Here is a 15,406-nt window from a genome sequence, read left to right as displayed (position 1 = left end):
AATTTTTAAGCGCGCTTCTTAAAGAGAGGAACGGTAGAGCAAGCTTCTCCAAACATAATACTGCGTGCCACAGGCTGAAGTTTTTCTATAAGCAGTAAATATGCGTTAGGAGGTACTGGTTTATTAGAGCACCCCTTTATAATCAATGGAACACCTTGATAAGGTGTCGTATCAAGATTTGCAATAGCTGTGGTGTAAAGAATAGTTTCTAGAAGTTCTAGAGATCCTACGATGGTCTTTTGTGCAATATCTTGTAAATGGGTAGAAACAAGCATATATGCCCACGCTGGAACAATAGCATCTGTGCTGCAATGTAGCGCTACAAATGAGCCTGAATATTGCTGCCAATCGTGATTTTTTATGCTTTCGCGAAACTGAGTTTCACGTAAAATAAAACCTTGGTCTAACCATTCAGAAATGTCTAGTGTTTCTCTCTTTCCTTTGGGATATAAATCTTCCAAATCAAAAGTGATGAGTTTACTCCCGGCGACTCTATTTATGATTTCTTCTGCCATAATAATGTAATTAAAAAGTGATGATGCGTTTTAATCTATAAGTTTAAAACGCATCACAATACTTTTACAACATTCCTAATTCTAGTTTTGCTTCTTCACTCATAAGGTCTTGTGTCCATGGTGGGTCAAATGTGATTTCCACTTCACAATCTTTTACTTCTTTGAGAGATTTTACTTTCTCTTCCACCTCAAGTGGTAATGTTTCGGCTACTGGGCAATTAGGTGTAGTAAGTGTCATAAGGATTTTGGTATCCATGTCTTCGTTTACAAAAACATCATATATCAATCCTAACTCATAAATATCTACAGGGATTTCTGGATCGTAAATGGTTTTTAGTACTCGTACAATCTTATCTCCTAGCTCTTCTGTGTTTACTTCCATATGTATTGTTGTACTGCAATGCAGTCTCTTTTATTTAGTTAATAATGGTGAATCACATCACATTTTCGCGCAAGCGTAATTTGTAATCTAATTCAGTTGTGTTTGATAAGCTACAGCATATAGCTTTATCTGCTTGATCATGCTCACAAGTCCATTTGCACGGGTAGGAGAGAGGTGATCTTTAAGTCCTATCTCGTCTATAAACGAAGTGTCTGCATCTATAATTGCTTGTGGCGGTTGTCCAGAAAAAGCACGTATAAGTATTGCTATGATTCCTTTTGTAATAATCGCATCACTATCTGCAGTAAAGGCAATCTCGCCGTCTGTCATATCTGCGTGTACCCAAACCTTGCTCTGGCAACCTTTTATAATATAGTCATCAGTTTTGAACTGATTATCAATCATAGGAAGTGATTTTCCTAAGTCTATCATATACTCATAACGTTGCATCCAGTCTTCAAACATGCTGAACTCATCAACGATTTCATCTTGTATTTCTTTTATACTTGCCATAATTATATTGCTGTTGCTTTAAAAAGTACTTGATCTTTATTGTATAAAGTAAGTGTTCCGTTTTTAAGAGTGTACCTATTTACCTTGATGAGATTTTTAAATACTTTTTTCTCTAAGTCCATAGCCTCTGCAGGACATGCTTTCTTAGTAGATAACGGATCTGTAATATCTAATTTATCCTTAGTAAGCGTAAACGCTGCATTATAGGAGTTGCATCCAGAAAAACCAGTTATTCTTCTTTTTTGACTTTCTATATTAAAGGTGATTCCTTGTTTTGTAATAGATGTCTCTTCTATACTCGTAAGTGTGTAGTATCCAGAAAATCTTGGCGCTTTTACATCAGGTTCACTTTCCTTTTTTTCGGTAGCACAGCTACTTAAAAAGAGGCCTATTGCTAAAGCGATTATGTAATATGTGTGTTTCATAGTAAAAGAGTTTTTGCAAAGATAGTGCCCAGAAGATTAACTGTCATTCTGTCGAGTCTAGCATTTTATGCATAAACCACATAGGACGATGCTCGTCATGTAATAATGGGAAATCTAGTCTTTGTTTTTCTGTCTTTTGATATCCTAGTTTCTTGTAAAATTGTTGTGCTTGTGCGTGTTTATCCATCGCATCAAGCCAGATGAGGCTGTGTTTTTGCGCTATTGCGACTTCTTGTGCATAATCCATCAGGGCATTACCTACGCCTTTACCTTGAACAGAAGGGTCTAGGTAAATACGATGTATCTTAAAACCTTTCTCAGAAGCTAGTGGAGGATACTCACAATTTTTAATAAGCTTTAAAATCCCTACTGTCTCATCGTTATAATACACAAAGTAATACATACTATTTGCATCACTAAGCTCTTGTTCTAAGTTTTCCTTACTATAAATCTGATTGAGATACCATGAGCCTTCATCTTTCCAAAAATGCGCATATGCAGATGGATACACCCTTTTCATCAAATTATATAATCGCTCTTGATCAACTAGGGTGACGGGCGATAATGTGATATGTGAATTTACCTGTATCAATATAACAATGTCTGAAAACGATGTTCTGCTAGATATTACGAGAGCATGGTGACCGCTCGTTTTAATCCAGTTACAAAGGTGTCTATTTCTTCCTTGGTATTATAAAATGAAAAAGAAGCGCGTACTGTTCCTGGTATTTTATAATACTCCATAATAGGTTGTGCACAGTGATGACCTGTGCGTACTGCAATACCTAGTTTATCAAGTATAGTCCCTATGTCATAAGGATGAATATTGCCCACATTAAATGAAATAACGGCGGTTTTGTGTGCAGAAGTACCATAAATTTTGAGACCTTCTATTTCAAGTAATTTCTCTGTTCCGTATTGTAATAGCTCATCTTCATAGCTAGCGATATTATCAAAACCTATGGCATTCATATAATCAAGACCTGCAGCCGTTGCAATTCCTCCACAAATGTTAGGTGTTCCTGCTTCAAATTTGTGAGGTAAACCGGCGTAAGTGGTCTTTTCAAAACTTACTTGATCTATCATCTCGCCACCACCCTGATAAGGAGGTAATTTAGTGAGCCATTCTTCTTTTCCGTAGAGAATTCCCACTCCAGTAGGACCGCAAATTTTATGTGCAGAACATACATAGAAGTCGGCGTCTAGTGCTTGTACATCCGGTTTGATATGTGGTGTAGCTTGTGCACCATCTATAAGAACCGCCGCACCTACTTTATGAGCTTCTTTAATGATGTGCTCTATTGGATTTATAGTTCCTAAGGCATTGGAGACGTGATTTACAAAGACTAGCTTTAAGTTAGGAGATAACGCTTTCGCGAAAGCGTCCATATCCAGTTCACCACTTTCTGTCTGAGGTATCACTTTAAGGATGGCTCCAGTTTTCTCACAAAGCATTTGCCACGGTACAATATTACTGTGATGCTCTAGAGCCGAAACTAAAATCTCTTCACCTTCTTTAAGTATGGAAGCAAAACCATGTGCCACAAGATTAATAGCATGTGTGGTTCCTGCAGTGAGAATGATCTCGTAAGGCTTTGCTGCGTTAAAATGCTTTTGAATTTTAATACGCGCCTCCTCATAAGCGTCTGTTGCTTCCTGAGAAAGTGAGTGTACGCCGCGATGGATGTTTGCATTATAGTTTGAGTAGTAATCTACAATAGCATCTATCACCACTTGTGGTGTTTGTGAAGTGGCGGCATTATCAAAATAAATAAGCGGATTTCCATTTACTTCTCTTTTGAGAATAGGGAAATCTTTGCGTATTTTCTTAACGTCAAGCATAGCATTTTTCTTTGTTACAAAGATACAAACTGGACTACTTTTAGACTACTCCAGTACGTATTGTGTTTAAAATGAAAAAGCCGTTACTAAAGAGTAACGGCTTTTAATATGTGGTACTAATTTCCTACTGCTCGAAGCCGATGTTTACACCGATTTTCTTAGCAATAAGTTTTGTTATTCTTTCCTTTAACTGAGGAATTTTTACACTTGATAATACTGTGTTTGCAAAGGCATACATCAATAATGCGCGTCCTTCTTTTTCTCCAATCCCACGAGATTGTAAATAGAAAAGAGCACTTTCATCTAACTGTCCTATAGTACAACCGTGAGAACAACGTACATCATCTGCAAAAATCTCTAATTGAGGTTTTGAATTGATAGTCGCTGTATCATCTAATAAAATGTTGTTATTAGATTGATAAGCGTTTGTTTTTTGAGCTTCTTTCTCAACAACTACTTTCCCATTAAATACTCCTACAGATTTGTCTGCAAAAATACCTTTGTAATCCTGGTGGCTCTCGCAGTTAGGAGTAATATGGTGTACTAGTGTGTTGTGATCTACGTGTTGCTTTCCTTCTATAATCGTAATACCTTTAAGGATAGAGTCCATGTACTCTCCTTTTTGATAAAAATTAAGGTTGTTACGTGTGATGTTTCCACCTAGAGAAAAAGTATGCACAGAAACAATACTTTCTTTATGCTGCTCTATCTCTGTAGTATCTACAAGGGAAGCGCTTAAGTTGTCGTTCTGAATTTTATAGTAATCTACAAGCGCTCTTTTGTCTGCAAAGATTTCCGTAACAACATTAGTAAGCACTTTCTTGTCTGTAAGACTCTGGTGGCGCTCTATAATTTGTACTTCAGAATTTTCTTCGGCAACAATAAGGTTACGGGGTTGTAGCATCATTGCATCATTTGCTCCTGTAGCAAAGTGTACAATCTGGATAGGCTTTTGTGCTACTTTTCCTTTTGGGATGTAGATGTAAGCACCATCTTTTGCAAATGCAGTGTTGAGAGAATCCATAGATTCTCCTTTTGCAATCTTATTAAAGTAAACGTCTATAACTTGTTTGTACTTTGGCTTTGATAATGCTGCACCCATCGTGCATACATCAATACCATCATGCGTAGTTTCTGAAAGAAATGAGCTATACACCCCATCTACAAAAACGATTTTATAAGTATCTACATCATTAAGAAAATACTGCTTTACATCTTTAAAGTCTAGTGCAGCTTCTTTACTAGGGAAGATATTATAATCCTCCTTAAGAATGCTGTTAAGAGATGTGTATTTCCAGTTTTCTAATCTCTTTGTAGGAAACCCTTCTGCTTCAAAAGTCTTGATGGCCTCGTTACGAATGTCGTATATAGGAGAATCTGCATCAATACTTTCTTGAAGTACGATATGGTTACTTACTAATTTATCTTTTAAACTCATCTTTTCTAAGTTATGAATCTAGACAGTTAAGTATAAGGGATATTTTTATTGGGAATATCTCTTATGAGTTGTCTAAACGTATTACGCTCCCACTTCTTCTTTTAACCAGTCGTATCCTTTTTCTTCAAGTTCAAGAGCAAGCTCTTTTCCTCCAGAACGTACAATTTTTCCATTCATAAGAACGTGTACAAAATCAGGAACTATGTATTCTAGAAGACGCTGGTAGTGAGTGATCACTAGTACTGCGTTATCTTTACTCTTTAGTTTATTTACACCATTTGCAACAATGCGTAGTGCGTCAATGTCAAGACCAGAATCTGTCTCGTCTAGAATAGCGAGTTTAGGCTCTAGCATCGCCATTTGGAAAATCTCGTTACGCTTCTTCTCACCTCCAGAGAATCCTACATTCAAAGATCTAGAAAGAAACTTACGATCCATCTCAAGAAGTTCTGCCTTCTCTTTAATCTTTTTAAGCATATCGCTAGCAGGCATATTTTCCAGGCCCTTTGCTTTGCGAGTTTCATTTATGGCAGTCTTGATAAAGTTAGTTACAGAAACCCCAGGAATCTCTACCGGATATTGAAAAGATAAGAAAACACCTTCGTGTGCTCTTTCTTCTGGATCCATTTCTAGTATAGATGCTCCTTCAAGTTCGATGTCTCCACCACTTACTTCATACTCTTCTTTTCCTGCAATAACAGAAGCGAGTGTACTTTTTCCAGAACCGTTTGGTCCCATGATAGCGTGCACTTCGCCAGCTTTTATCTCAAGATTAATACCTTTAAGGATATCTTTCTCTTCAATTCGTGCGTGTAAATCTTTAACTGATAACATAATTCTACGTTCTTATTGTGCGATTATTTACCGCTTTCTACTTTAATGGAACCACCCTCTGTCTTGAGTTTGTCTCCTGCTTCTAATTTAATTGAAGTGTCAGCCGTTGGTGCTTTTACTTCTACTATTTCTTTAATGGTTACTATAAAATCCCAGCCTTCTTCATTAGTAGGCTTAGGATTAATAATACCCTTTATAACAACTGGCACCATATCATATTCATCACGTTGTAGTGGTTTGACTATGGTTGCTAGTTCGCGCATTTTGTCATCTAGAGCTACACCATAAATAAAGGAATCTCCTTTAATGATAGCAGCATCTACTAGATATATAAATTCACCTTCAATAACTTCATATGAGTTAGAAGACGAGTCTTCGGTAGATTTCTGATTACATGATACAAGTGCGAGACCTGCTATTAATAAAAAGAGAATCTTCTTCATATCTTAATTAAGTATCGCTGGTGTTTGTGCAAAGTTTCCTGCATCATGCTGGATAATCACTTTTGCATTTTCCGCTTTCGCGAAAGCTTCAAAATCCTTTATACTTTGCTCCGTTGCTGGGATATCGTAGTTGAACTGTGGTACAATCGCATCCTTGCGGTTTTGCTCAAAATGATAGATATCTCCAGATAATAGCGTTGGTCCATTATCCTTTAAGCGTAAGAACAATATTTGGTGTCCTGCTGTGTGTCCTGGCATAGATTTTATTACCACCGTGCCATCTCCAAAAACATCCTTCTCTCCATTCAGTTTTTCTACGTTTGTAAGCTTGTTAAAGCTATCTGGCGCATAAAACGAATTTCCTTTGATGTCTTCTCCATTTGCAAAATCATATTCTGATTCTTGAACCAACCATGTAGCTTTTGCAAAATGATTTGCAGCACCTGTGTGATCAAAATGAATGTGAGAAAACGCAATCATATCGATATCATCAGGAGTCATCCCGATACCTTTAAGTTGTGTTGTTATAGAGTCTTTGCGAGTAATGGTAAAAGCCCCTCCTTCTGGAGTATATGGTTCTTGACCTACTAGCATTTCAGGTAAACCGGTATCCCATAAAAGAGTTCCTTTAGGGTGCTTGATGACAAAAAATGCATCTGCAAGCTCTTTTGATTCTCCTTTGTAAGTGTCGCCTTGTGCAAATAAGTTTAAGTTATTTGCCATTACAGTACCACCGTCTAGTTTATATAAAGTTACCTCAGGAAGTTCTTGTGTAGCGGCTGACTCTTTTTGATCTTCTGCTTTTTGCTTTCCATCTTCATATCCTTTCTTGAATTCTTCACAAGAAATTGTAGTGATGGCAAGAGCGGCAATTAATAATATATTTTTCATTGTTGTGATAATCTTGGTTTATAGTTTGATTGTATTGATAAATACTACCCTACAGATCCTTCTAGGCTAATCTCAAGTAATTTCTGAGCTTCTACAGCAAACTCCATAGGGAGTTTATTAAGTACCTCTTTTGAGAATCCGTTTACAATTAAAGCAATTGCCTTTTCTGTATCAATACCACGCTGGTTACAGTAGAAGATTTGGTCTTCACCTATCTTACTAGTAGTAGCTTCGTGTTCTACTTGAGCAGTTTTATTTTTAGTCTCAATGTATGGGAAAGTGTGTGCTCCACACTCGTTACCCATTAATAGAGAATCACACTGCGAGAAGTTACGAGCGTTTGTAGCTCCTGCATTAATCTTTACAAGACCTCTATATGAGTTCTGAGATTTTCCTGCAGAGATACCTTTTGATATAATCGTACTCTTGGTGTTTTTTCCAAGGTGGATCATCTTAGTGCCTGTGTCTGCCTGCTGGTGATTGTTTGTCACTGCGATAGAGTAAAACTCACCTATAGAGTTATCTCCTTTGAGAATACAAGAAGGGTATTTCCATGTAACTGCAGATCCTGTTTCGACTTGTGTCCATGAGATTTTTGCATTCTTCTCACAGAGACCACGCTTTGTTACAAAGTTGTAAACCCCACCTTTTCCTTCTGCATTACCGGGATACCAGTTTTGTACGGTACTATATTTAATCTCTGCATCGTCCATTGCGATAAGTTCTACAACGGCAGCATGCAATTGATTCTCATCACGACTAGGAGCGGTGCAGCCTTCAAGGTAACTTACATAGCTGCCTTCGTCTGCTACCAATAATGTTCTTTCAAACTGTCCAGTTCCTCCTTGATTAATACGGAAGTAAGTAGAAAGTTCCATTGGGCATTTTACACCTTTAGGGATGTAACAGAAAGAGCCATCAGAAAATACTGCGCTATTTAAGGCTGCGTAGTAATTATCTTTTACAGGAACGATGGTTCCTAAGTGCTTACGTACTAGTTCTGGGTGCTCTTTTATAGCCTCAGAGATACTCATGAAAATAATTCCCTTCTCTGCAAGCGTCTTTTTAAAAGTAGTTGCTACAGAAACAGAATCTACCACGATATCCATCGCGATGTTGTTCATTTTCTTTTGCTCATCTACAGAGATTCCTAATTTCTTATACATAGCGAGTAGATCTGGATCTACATCATCTAGTGTTTTATTAGGGTCTACAGCTACGGGAGCAGAGTAATAAGCGATTGCTTGAAAATCTGGCTTCTCGTAATTTACGTTTGCCCAGTCTGGCTCTTCCATAGATAGCCAAACCTTGTATGCCTCAAGTCTCCACTCAGTCATCCATTGCGGCTCATCCTTTTTCTTAGAAATAGCTCGTATAATGTCTTCGTTTAATCCTACAGGAAATGTCTCAGACTCAATGTCTGTAAAAAAACCATATTCGTATTCTTTGGTTTTTAGTTCTTCCCTTAAATCATCTTCAGTATATGCCATGTTTCTTTTTTCAATGTGTGATAGAAAAGTATTCCTGCCCTAAGGGTAACTTTTCATGGTGTGCTAGTTTTCTTGTATTAAGGGTGTTATCATGAAAACTGTAATATATTTTAAATTGGTTACGCTTTCGCGAAAGCGTAACCAACTAAGTTATTATAGAGAAAAGCTTTCTCCGCATCCACAGGTACGCTGTGCATTTGGATTGTTAAAAACAAATCCTTTTCCATTAAGTCCGCCACTATATTCTAGTGTAGTACCTATTAAATAAAGGAAACTCTTCTTGTCTACTATTAGCTTTACATCATTATCTTCAAAAACTTTATCATCTTCTTGATGCGTTTTGTCAAAATGAAGATCGTATGATAAACCACTGCAACCACCACTTTTTACGCCTACGCGCACATAGTCCGTAGTTACATCAAAACCGTCTTCCTGCATGAGGCTTGCGATTTTAGTTTTTGCTTGTGAATCTACTTTAATCATATCGTTATAAATAGTTTGCAAATATAAGGTTTAGGTCTCGTTTTTACACGAATCCTTACATATAACTAATGCATAGTGCGATAGGGATTTCTTATAGGTTATTTAAAAGTGTTTTAAAGTTGTTTTTAAGGATATGAGATGTAAAATAACTAGAAATTCTATGGTCCTTTTGCTAAAGCTTTGTGTGTGCGGTCTTCTCTAAAATGAGAAGTCATTTTTACTTGAAATGACTCTTGAAACCTAATTTAATCCCGAAGTTTTTTGAGTAAGTTTTCCACACCGCAATGTTGATAGATTTGTGTAAATCGTGTTACCATATGCAAATAGACTTGATGACAGAGATATGCGTGAAAATGAAACCTTTGCGAAGGCTAGTAAAATGGCAATTGTGAATATCCTGTTGAAAACGTTGAAAGATAAACGGTTGTTTGAGCCCATAAAAAGTAGATCTTTATTATCCGCATAATTCTAATTATTATACTCAATATAGCTATGGAAATTACCCACATCGTCAAGCGCGACTTTCAAACGAAACCGTTTCACCAAGAGAAGATTACAAGTGCCATTCTTAAGGCCATGACAGCTATTGAACATGGAGGTCCAGAGGATGCACAGCGTATTTCTGATATGGTATATAGTGACCTTAAGAAGAGAAAGGAACTTGATGCAAGTTACATTCCAACTATTGAGCAAATACAAGATCTTGTAGAGCGCAAGTTAATGTTAAGTGAGGAGTTTGTAGATGTTGCAAAAACATACATTTTGTACCGTGATGAACAGGCGCAAAAGCGTAAAACAAACATCTTTGAAAAGCGTATCAATCTTAAGCCTTACGAGTACCCACAATTGTACGATTACGTTCCAGCAATAAGACATTCTTACTGGATACATACGGAGTATAATTTTACGAGTGATATACAAGATTTTAAAACACGTATTACAGATGTAGAACGTAGTGCTATCAAAAATACGATGCTAGCAATCTCTCAAATAGAAGTTGCGGTAAAAGGATTTTGGGGAGATATCTATCACAAAATGCCTAAGCCAGAAGTAGGAGCGGTAGGAGCAACGTTTGCAGAGAGTGAAGTGCGTCATGCAGATGCATACTCACACCTTCTTGAAATACTAGGTCTTAATAAAGAGTTTAAGTTACTCAAGAAAAAGCCTGTAATGATGAAGCGTGTGCAATACCTCGAGACTGCACTTAAGAATGCTAAAAGTGAAGACAATAAAGAATACTCGGAGTCTATTTTATTATTCTCTCTCTTTATTGAGCACGTGTCATTGTTTTCTCAGTTCTTAATTATTATGGCATTTAATAAGCATAAAAATATGCTTAAAGGAATATCAAACGTAGTAGAAGCAACTTCTAAGGAGGAGCAAATACACGGAGATTTTGGTATTGACATTATAAAAATTATCAAAGCAGAAAATCCAGAGTGGTTTGATGCAGAGCATAGCGCAACCGTACAAGAAATGTGTAAGGAAGCATTCAAAGCAGAAAGCAATATTGTAGACTGGATTTTTGAAGCTGGAGAATTAGACTTCTTACCTAAAGCGCTTGTAAACGAATTTATAAAAGACAGATTCAATAAATCTCTTACGAGTATTGGTATTGAACCTGTTTTTGAAGTTGATGAAACTTTATTAAAAGATGCAGAGTGGTTTGATGATGAAATCATAGGGACCAAACATGGCGATTTCTTTGTTAAGAGATCTGTCAACTACACAAAAAGAGCACAAAGTATAACCGAAGACGACCTATTTTAAATGAACGATCAAGAACTAATTAAAGGACAAGTTTCTGCAACGACAGCAGGAAAAGAAAATGAATTGCTAACTGCTCGTAAAGAAGCGTTGTCTAATAAAACAGAGAGTGAAGGAGCCGGATTTAAGTGGCTTACAGAAAATAGTCGTAAGTTTTTAGGTGCAGGATATTTAAGCCCTGGAGTATCTCCAGAGCAACGTATACGTGAAGTAGCAGATAGAGCAGAGCAAATTTTAGGGATACCAGGATTTAGTGATAAATTCTATGGGTATATGTCTGAAGGTTTTTACTCACTAGCTTCTCCAGTATGGTCAAACTTTGGAAAAGAAAGAGGGCTTCCTATAAGCTGTTTCGGGTCACATATCTCTGATGATATGGGTAACATCTTGTATACTCAATCTGAGGTAGGAATGATGTCAAAACTAGGAGGTGGTACTTCTGGTTATTTCGGTAAAATAAGACCGAGAGGAGCAGATGTAAAGAACAACGGGCAAGCGTCTGGTTCTGTGCACATCATGCAGCTTTTTGAATCTATGGTAGATGTAGTAAGTCAAGGATCTGTGAGACGTGGTCGTTTTTCTCCTTACCTACCTATCGAGCATGCAGATATCGAAGAATTCTTAAAAATAGGAACAGAAGGAAATAGCATCCAAGAGCTTACACACGGTGTAACTGTGACAAACGAGTGGATGGAAGAAATGATTGCGGGCGATAGTGCTAAGCGTTCATTATGGGCAAAAGTATTGCAGTCTAGAGGAGAGATGGGATATCCATACATTTTCTTTACAGACAATGCAAATAATGGTGCTGCCGATGTATATAAGGATAACGATCACAAAATCTACGCAAGTAACCTTTGTACTGAGATTATGTTACCTTCTAATGATGATTGGTCATTTGTATGTGTACTTTCTTCGGTAAATGTATTACACTACGATAAGTGGAAGGATACAGATGCTGTAGAAACTATGGTGTATTTCTTAGATGCAGTTATTACTGAGTTCTTAGAAAAATTAGAAAGATATAGAGATTCAGATTCTAGAGAAGATCGCCAGACGTTCTTATTTATGGAGCGTGCTTATAATTTTGCAAAGGCTAACCGTTCATTAGGTTTAGGAGTATTAGGATGGCACTCATTATTACAGTCTAGAATGCTACCTTTTAATAGTCAAGAAGCATACAACTTAAACAGCGAAATCTTCAAGGCAATTAAAGATAAGTCTTATGAAGCATCAGAAGAGCTTGCAAAGACATTTGGAGAGCCAGAAGTTCTTAAAGGATATGGTAGACGTAATGCGACACTTAATGCGGTTGCACCTACAACATCATCTGCTTTTATACTAGGTCAAGTGTCTCAAGGTATTGAGCCAATCTGGTCTAATATTTATGTAAAGGATATTGCAAAAATTAAGACTACTATCAAGAACCCATTCTTAGTAGAACTTCTTGAAGAAAAGGGAATGAATACTACAGACGTGTGGAGAAGCATCCGTGATATGGATGGGTCTGTGCAGCACTTAGAATTCTTGAGTGAGAATGAGAAGGATACTTTTAAAACGTATTCAGAAATTGACCAGATGGATATTATCTATCAAGCAGCAAACCGTCAAAATCATATTGATCAAGGACAATCTGTAAACATTATAGTGCACCCAGAGATGCCGGTAAAAGAGATTAACAAGATCCACGTGACGGCATGGAAGCTAGGATTAAAATCTCTATACTATCAGCACAGTATGAACGCAGCACAAAAATTCAAGCAGAAGAAAGACTGCGCGAGTTGTGAAGCGTAATCTGTAAAAGATTAAGAGTATTGCTCAATGTGAGTTGAGCAAACCATATAATAAGAAAGACCTGCTGTGATAGCGGGTCTTTCCTTTTTGTAGTTATACTGTTTTTAATACGCTTTCGCGAAAGCGTACCTACATCACAATCGTTTCATAAAACCTACATTGTCCAAGATGATCACACCTTCTGAAGTGTTGTCAAAAACGAATGTGACACTCACAATTTCCTTCAAATCAAGAGTCTTGTTGCGACCTTGAAAGTCCTCTAGTGGAAAATAATACGTTTGAAATACATTTTCTGATAGTGTTTCCTCTTCTATAAATTGAGACTTCCATACACGCACACCTATTTCAGTTTGCAATCCAGAGAAGTCACTTAAACATAGGGAAGCGGTATTTCCAGCGGTGTCCTTTATAGTAATTGTAAAGTCAATAGGTTCTTTTGGTAGCTTTATATCTTCACTTTCATCTGTACCTTCTTCAGTAGATTCCTCACTGTTATTAGAGGTGTTATTAGTCAGTAATGACTCATTATCTATATTGTTGTCTTCATCGTTTATCCACTTTCCACCAGATTTTGGATTTGTACTTTCGGTGGATTCTGCTAGTGAAAATGTAAACACCTTGCTACTGTCTATGGTGCTGAGCGGTTTTTTAAATACAAATGAATAATTAGCAACAATGCTATCGGGAAGAGTTGTTTCTTCATCAATATTGTCATAGCTCCAGCCTATATATGCCGCACGACTACCTTTCTCTCCCCATTTTAGTGCTATTTCTTGTTCTCTCCACACGCTTAGGTTTTCCGTTAATATTGTTGTGGTAGTGTCTACAGTAGTCACAACATCAAAATCTTCATCAAAAGTAGCAATGGCATCAAAGGAACTATCTTCATATTGGTTAAGGTAGATGGTTTCTGGAAGCCATTCTCTCCCTTTGCGAGCATCTATAAATAGTGGTAGGTATTCCTTACGATTTTTGAGTGTCGTCTCTAGAAAGGCACTTATATAAACCTTGGCGATTTCTTCTTGATCCTCTTTGAGGAGTAATTGTTTATTATTTAAAAACTGCGTGACTGAAAGTCCAGTATCATTAGCTCCCCAGCCAGTATTAAACTGTCCATGATTTGCACCTTGTATATATAGTCCGCTTTTTATGTAATCTGTACCGTCAGAAAATGTGATGCGTTCATATTGCTTGGATCCTGCATAAGAACTCACATCCCCATCTTGAGCGCCATGCATTACAAAATAGTTGATGTCCTTGAGTGATGTGCGGGTATTCCCAGGTTCGTACTGTCCGTCTACAGGAGCAATCGCAATGATTGTATTGATATTGTAGTTGTAATCCATAGCGATGGTTGCATCATCAGGATAATGTGAAAGCTTGTTTAGTAGGGCGGCATGTGCCACAGCTTCACCGCCTCGAGAGTGACCTAGTAATGCTATCTGCATGGTGTCAACTTTTTTATAAAATTTACTTTCTGAATCTTCATTCCACTCATGCCATGCTTTTAAATGTTCTAGAAGTATCCAGGCACGGGCATCATTTTCTTCATCAAGACCTTCAGGAATATCTGACCAACTGCTATTGATGAAATTTTGATCTACAGATGCAAAAATGAATCCTCTTGAAGCCATTAATTCTCCTAGATAGGCATACCCTTCGTCTGAGAAGTCGTGCATGGAGTGATTACCGTGTACAATTAACGCAAGTGGGAACGGGCCTTCTCCCTCTGGATACCAGACCCGACCATTTACAGGAAGTTCTCTAGCGTCAAATCCCCAAAAACGTTCTCTATACCATCCACTCATTCCTTCCCAATTATCTAAAAACGGTATTCCATCAATAGTATTTGTGATAATAGTGGCTTCTTCTCCATATTCAGGTCTGTGTTTGTCAGTACCGCTTCCATACGTTAATGTCTGTACTTTGTAATTACCATTTAGGGATGGAGAAGGAGCGTTAATAGGTGCAATATTATCTGAGCTTAGAGCAGCCGCATTTGCTATCGGTTTCATGTCAAACCCTTTAGGTGAAAACCCTAAAATTGCAAGTGTACATCCAGTAATTGCGAGTACTCCTCCCAGAAGTGTTATTATTTTTTTTATAATAGTCTTCTGTCTAAATCCTTTGCTAGTAAGTACAGCAATAGCAGCTCCTGCGGTTGCAAGTGTAATCAAAGCCAATAACCAGTAAACGAGTTCTTCTGATAATGATAGCAGAAGGAGTGGTGTAGTGATTAGTAGTGCTAGCTGAAGAATTTTGGGAATGCGAGCAAGCTTTTTGAGTACCCATAATCCTAAGTATACAGATAGTACAGTCCCTATGAGAATAGCGAGCTGTAATAGTATGAGTGTACTGTCACCCATTGTTTGTATAGCGTGTATCGCAAAAATCAAAAAGATAATGGAGGTCCCTATGAAAAGTCCTCTTGCGGCACCTTTAATGGCGATTGCACCAGGAGTTATCGCATTTAATTGCTTATAAATCCACTTTTTAAGTTGTAATAATCGTTTCATATCATGAACATGTTTACACAAGTAAATGTAGCTTTATTTTGAGTTTCTTGTTATAGGCAGTACTTTTCGCCAA

Annotated in this window: 15 protein-coding genes; 2 read left to right on the top strand and 13 right to left on the bottom strand. The window is 37.4% G+C overall.

What is annotated here, in order from left to right; all coding sequences use genetic code 11:
- Positions 1 to 5: 5 nt before the first annotated feature.
- The 12 genes from JM84_RS00840 to JM84_RS00785 form a co-directional block, all read right to left on the bottom strand.
- On the bottom strand, positions 6 to 515 hold the full coding sequence (locus tag JM84_RS00840) for a DUF2480 family protein (RefSeq protein ID WP_144782316.1): 510 nt from the start codon (positions 513 to 515) through the stop codon (positions 6 to 8).
- A gap of 64 nt (positions 516 to 579) precedes the next feature.
- Positions 580 to 897: a DUF59 domain-containing protein gene (locus JM84_RS00835; RefSeq protein ID WP_013750977.1), complete on the bottom strand. Its 318-nt coding sequence runs from the start codon at positions 895 to 897 to the stop codon at positions 580 to 582.
- 87 nt (positions 898 to 984) lie between these two features.
- Positions 985 to 1,410 carry a SufE family protein gene (locus tag JM84_RS00830; protein WP_013750978.1) on the bottom strand — a complete coding sequence of 142 codons (426 nt, stop codon included), beginning with the start codon at positions 1,408 to 1,410 and terminating at the stop codon, positions 985 to 987.
- 2 nt (positions 1,411 to 1,412) lie between these two features.
- Positions 1,413 to 1,835, bottom strand: coding sequence for an META domain-containing protein (locus JM84_RS00825; RefSeq protein ID WP_144782314.1), 423 nt, complete (start codon positions 1,833 to 1,835; stop codon positions 1,413 to 1,415).
- A 43-nt stretch (positions 1,836 to 1,878) separates the two neighbouring features.
- Entirely contained in the window at positions 1,879 to 2,427 is a 549-nt protein-coding gene (locus JM84_RS00820; protein ID WP_144782312.1) for a GNAT family N-acetyltransferase, read from the bottom strand.
- 35 nt (positions 2,428 to 2,462) lie between these two features.
- Positions 2,463 to 3,677 (bottom strand): aminotransferase class V-fold PLP-dependent enzyme, encoded by a 1,215-nt coding sequence (locus tag JM84_RS00815; RefSeq protein ID WP_144782310.1) that lies wholly within the window; start codon positions 3,675 to 3,677, stop codon positions 2,463 to 2,465.
- A 124-nt stretch (positions 3,678 to 3,801) separates the two neighbouring features.
- Positions 3,802 to 5,115, bottom strand: coding sequence for a Fe-S cluster assembly protein SufD (gene sufD, locus JM84_RS00810; protein ID WP_144782308.1), 1,314 nt, complete (start codon positions 5,113 to 5,115; stop codon positions 3,802 to 3,804).
- Between the two features lie 81 nt (positions 5,116 to 5,196).
- Complete coding sequence (gene sufC / locus JM84_RS00805) at positions 5,197 to 5,949, bottom strand: Fe-S cluster assembly ATPase SufC (protein ID WP_108877179.1); 753 nt, start codon at positions 5,947 to 5,949, stop codon at positions 5,197 to 5,199.
- A 23-nt stretch (positions 5,950 to 5,972) separates the two neighbouring features.
- Complete coding sequence (locus tag JM84_RS00800; protein ID WP_013750984.1) at positions 5,973 to 6,392, bottom strand: hypothetical protein; 420 nt, start codon at positions 6,390 to 6,392, stop codon at positions 5,973 to 5,975.
- A 3-nt stretch (positions 6,393 to 6,395) separates the two neighbouring features.
- Entirely contained in the window at positions 6,396 to 7,283 is an 888-nt protein-coding gene (locus tag JM84_RS00795) for an N-acyl homoserine lactonase family protein (RefSeq protein WP_013750985.1), read from the bottom strand.
- 44 nt (positions 7,284 to 7,327) lie between these two features.
- Positions 7,328 to 8,773: a Fe-S cluster assembly protein SufB gene (sufB, locus tag JM84_RS00790; protein ID WP_013750986.1), complete on the bottom strand. Its 1,446-nt coding sequence runs from the start codon at positions 8,771 to 8,773 to the stop codon at positions 7,328 to 7,330.
- Positions 8,774 to 8,926: 153 nt separating this feature from the next.
- On the bottom strand, positions 8,927 to 9,256 hold the full coding sequence (locus JM84_RS00785) for a HesB/IscA family protein (protein ID WP_013750987.1): 330 nt from the start codon (positions 9,254 to 9,256) through the stop codon (positions 8,927 to 8,929).
- 492 nt (positions 9,257 to 9,748) lie between these two features.
- On the opposite strand from JM84_RS00785, the gene JM84_RS00780 reads away from it, so the two are divergent.
- Complete coding sequence (locus JM84_RS00780; RefSeq protein WP_013750988.1) at positions 9,749 to 11,026, top strand: ribonucleotide-diphosphate reductase subunit beta; 1,278 nt, start codon at positions 9,749 to 9,751, stop codon at positions 11,024 to 11,026.
- Positions 11,027 to 12,817: a ribonucleoside-diphosphate reductase subunit alpha gene (locus JM84_RS00775; RefSeq protein ID WP_144782306.1), complete on the top strand. Its 1,791-nt coding sequence runs from the start codon at positions 11,027 to 11,029 to the stop codon at positions 12,815 to 12,817. It begins immediately after the preceding gene.
- Positions 12,818 to 12,951: 134 nt separating this feature from the next.
- Here JM84_RS00775 and JM84_RS00770 read toward each other — a convergent pair whose 3' ends face one another.
- On the bottom strand, positions 12,952 to 15,333 hold the full coding sequence (locus tag JM84_RS00770; protein WP_144782304.1) for an alpha/beta hydrolase family protein: 2,382 nt from the start codon (positions 15,331 to 15,333) through the stop codon (positions 12,952 to 12,954).
- Between the last annotated feature and the right edge of the window lie 73 nt (positions 15,334 to 15,406).

The organism is Dokdonia sp. Hel_I_63 (assembly GCF_007827285.1).
In the GTDB taxonomy this organism is placed as follows: domain Bacteria; phylum Bacteroidota; class Bacteroidia; order Flavobacteriales; family Flavobacteriaceae; genus Dokdonia.
This window is presented reverse-complemented; position numbering and strand designations above follow the sequence as displayed.

Excerpts from the sequence above, each read along its gene's own strand:
- JM84_RS00770 (WP_144782304.1), bottom strand. The coding sequence starts at position 15,333 with ATGAAACGATTATTACAACTTAAAAAGTGGATTTATAAGCAATTAAAT.
- JM84_RS00815 (WP_144782310.1), bottom strand. The coding sequence starts at position 3,677 with ATGCTTGACGTTAAGAAAATACGCAAAGATTTCCCTATTCTCAAAAGA.
- JM84_RS00840 (WP_144782316.1), bottom strand. The coding sequence starts at position 515 with ATGGCAGAAGAAATCATAAATAGAGTCGCCGGGAGTAAACTCATCACT.
- sufB (WP_013750986.1), bottom strand. The coding sequence starts at position 8,773 with ATGGCATATACTGAAGATGATTTAAGGGAAGAACTAAAAACCAAAGAA.
- JM84_RS00780 (WP_013750988.1), top strand. The coding sequence starts at position 9,749 with ATGGAAATTACCCACATCGTCAAGCGCGACTTTCAAACGAAACCGTTT.
- sufD (WP_144782308.1), bottom strand. The coding sequence starts at position 5,115 with ATGAGTTTAAAAGATAAATTAGTAAGTAACCATATCGTACTTCAAGAA.
- sufC (WP_108877179.1), bottom strand. The coding sequence starts at position 5,949 with ATGTTATCAGTTAAAGATTTACACGCACGAATTGAAGAGAAAGATATC.
- JM84_RS00835 (WP_013750977.1), bottom strand. The coding sequence starts at position 897 with ATGGAAGTAAACACAGAAGAGCTAGGAGATAAGATTGTACGAGTACTA.
- JM84_RS00795 (WP_013750985.1), bottom strand. The coding sequence starts at position 7,283 with ATGAAAAATATATTATTAATTGCCGCTCTTGCCATCACTACAATTTCT.
- JM84_RS00830 (WP_013750978.1), bottom strand. The coding sequence starts at position 1,410 with ATGGCAAGTATAAAAGAAATACAAGATGAAATCGTTGATGAGTTCAGC.
- JM84_RS00785 (WP_013750987.1), bottom strand. The coding sequence starts at position 9,256 with ATGATTAAAGTAGATTCACAAGCAAAAACTAAAATCGCAAGCCTCATG.
- JM84_RS00825 (WP_144782314.1), bottom strand. The coding sequence starts at position 1,835 with ATGAAACACACATATTACATAATCGCTTTAGCAATAGGCCTCTTTTTA.
- JM84_RS00800 (WP_013750984.1), bottom strand. The coding sequence starts at position 6,392 with ATGAAGAAGATTCTCTTTTTATTAATAGCAGGTCTCGCACTTGTATCA.
- JM84_RS00775 (WP_144782306.1), top strand. The coding sequence starts at position 11,027 with ATGAACGATCAAGAACTAATTAAAGGACAAGTTTCTGCAACGACAGCA.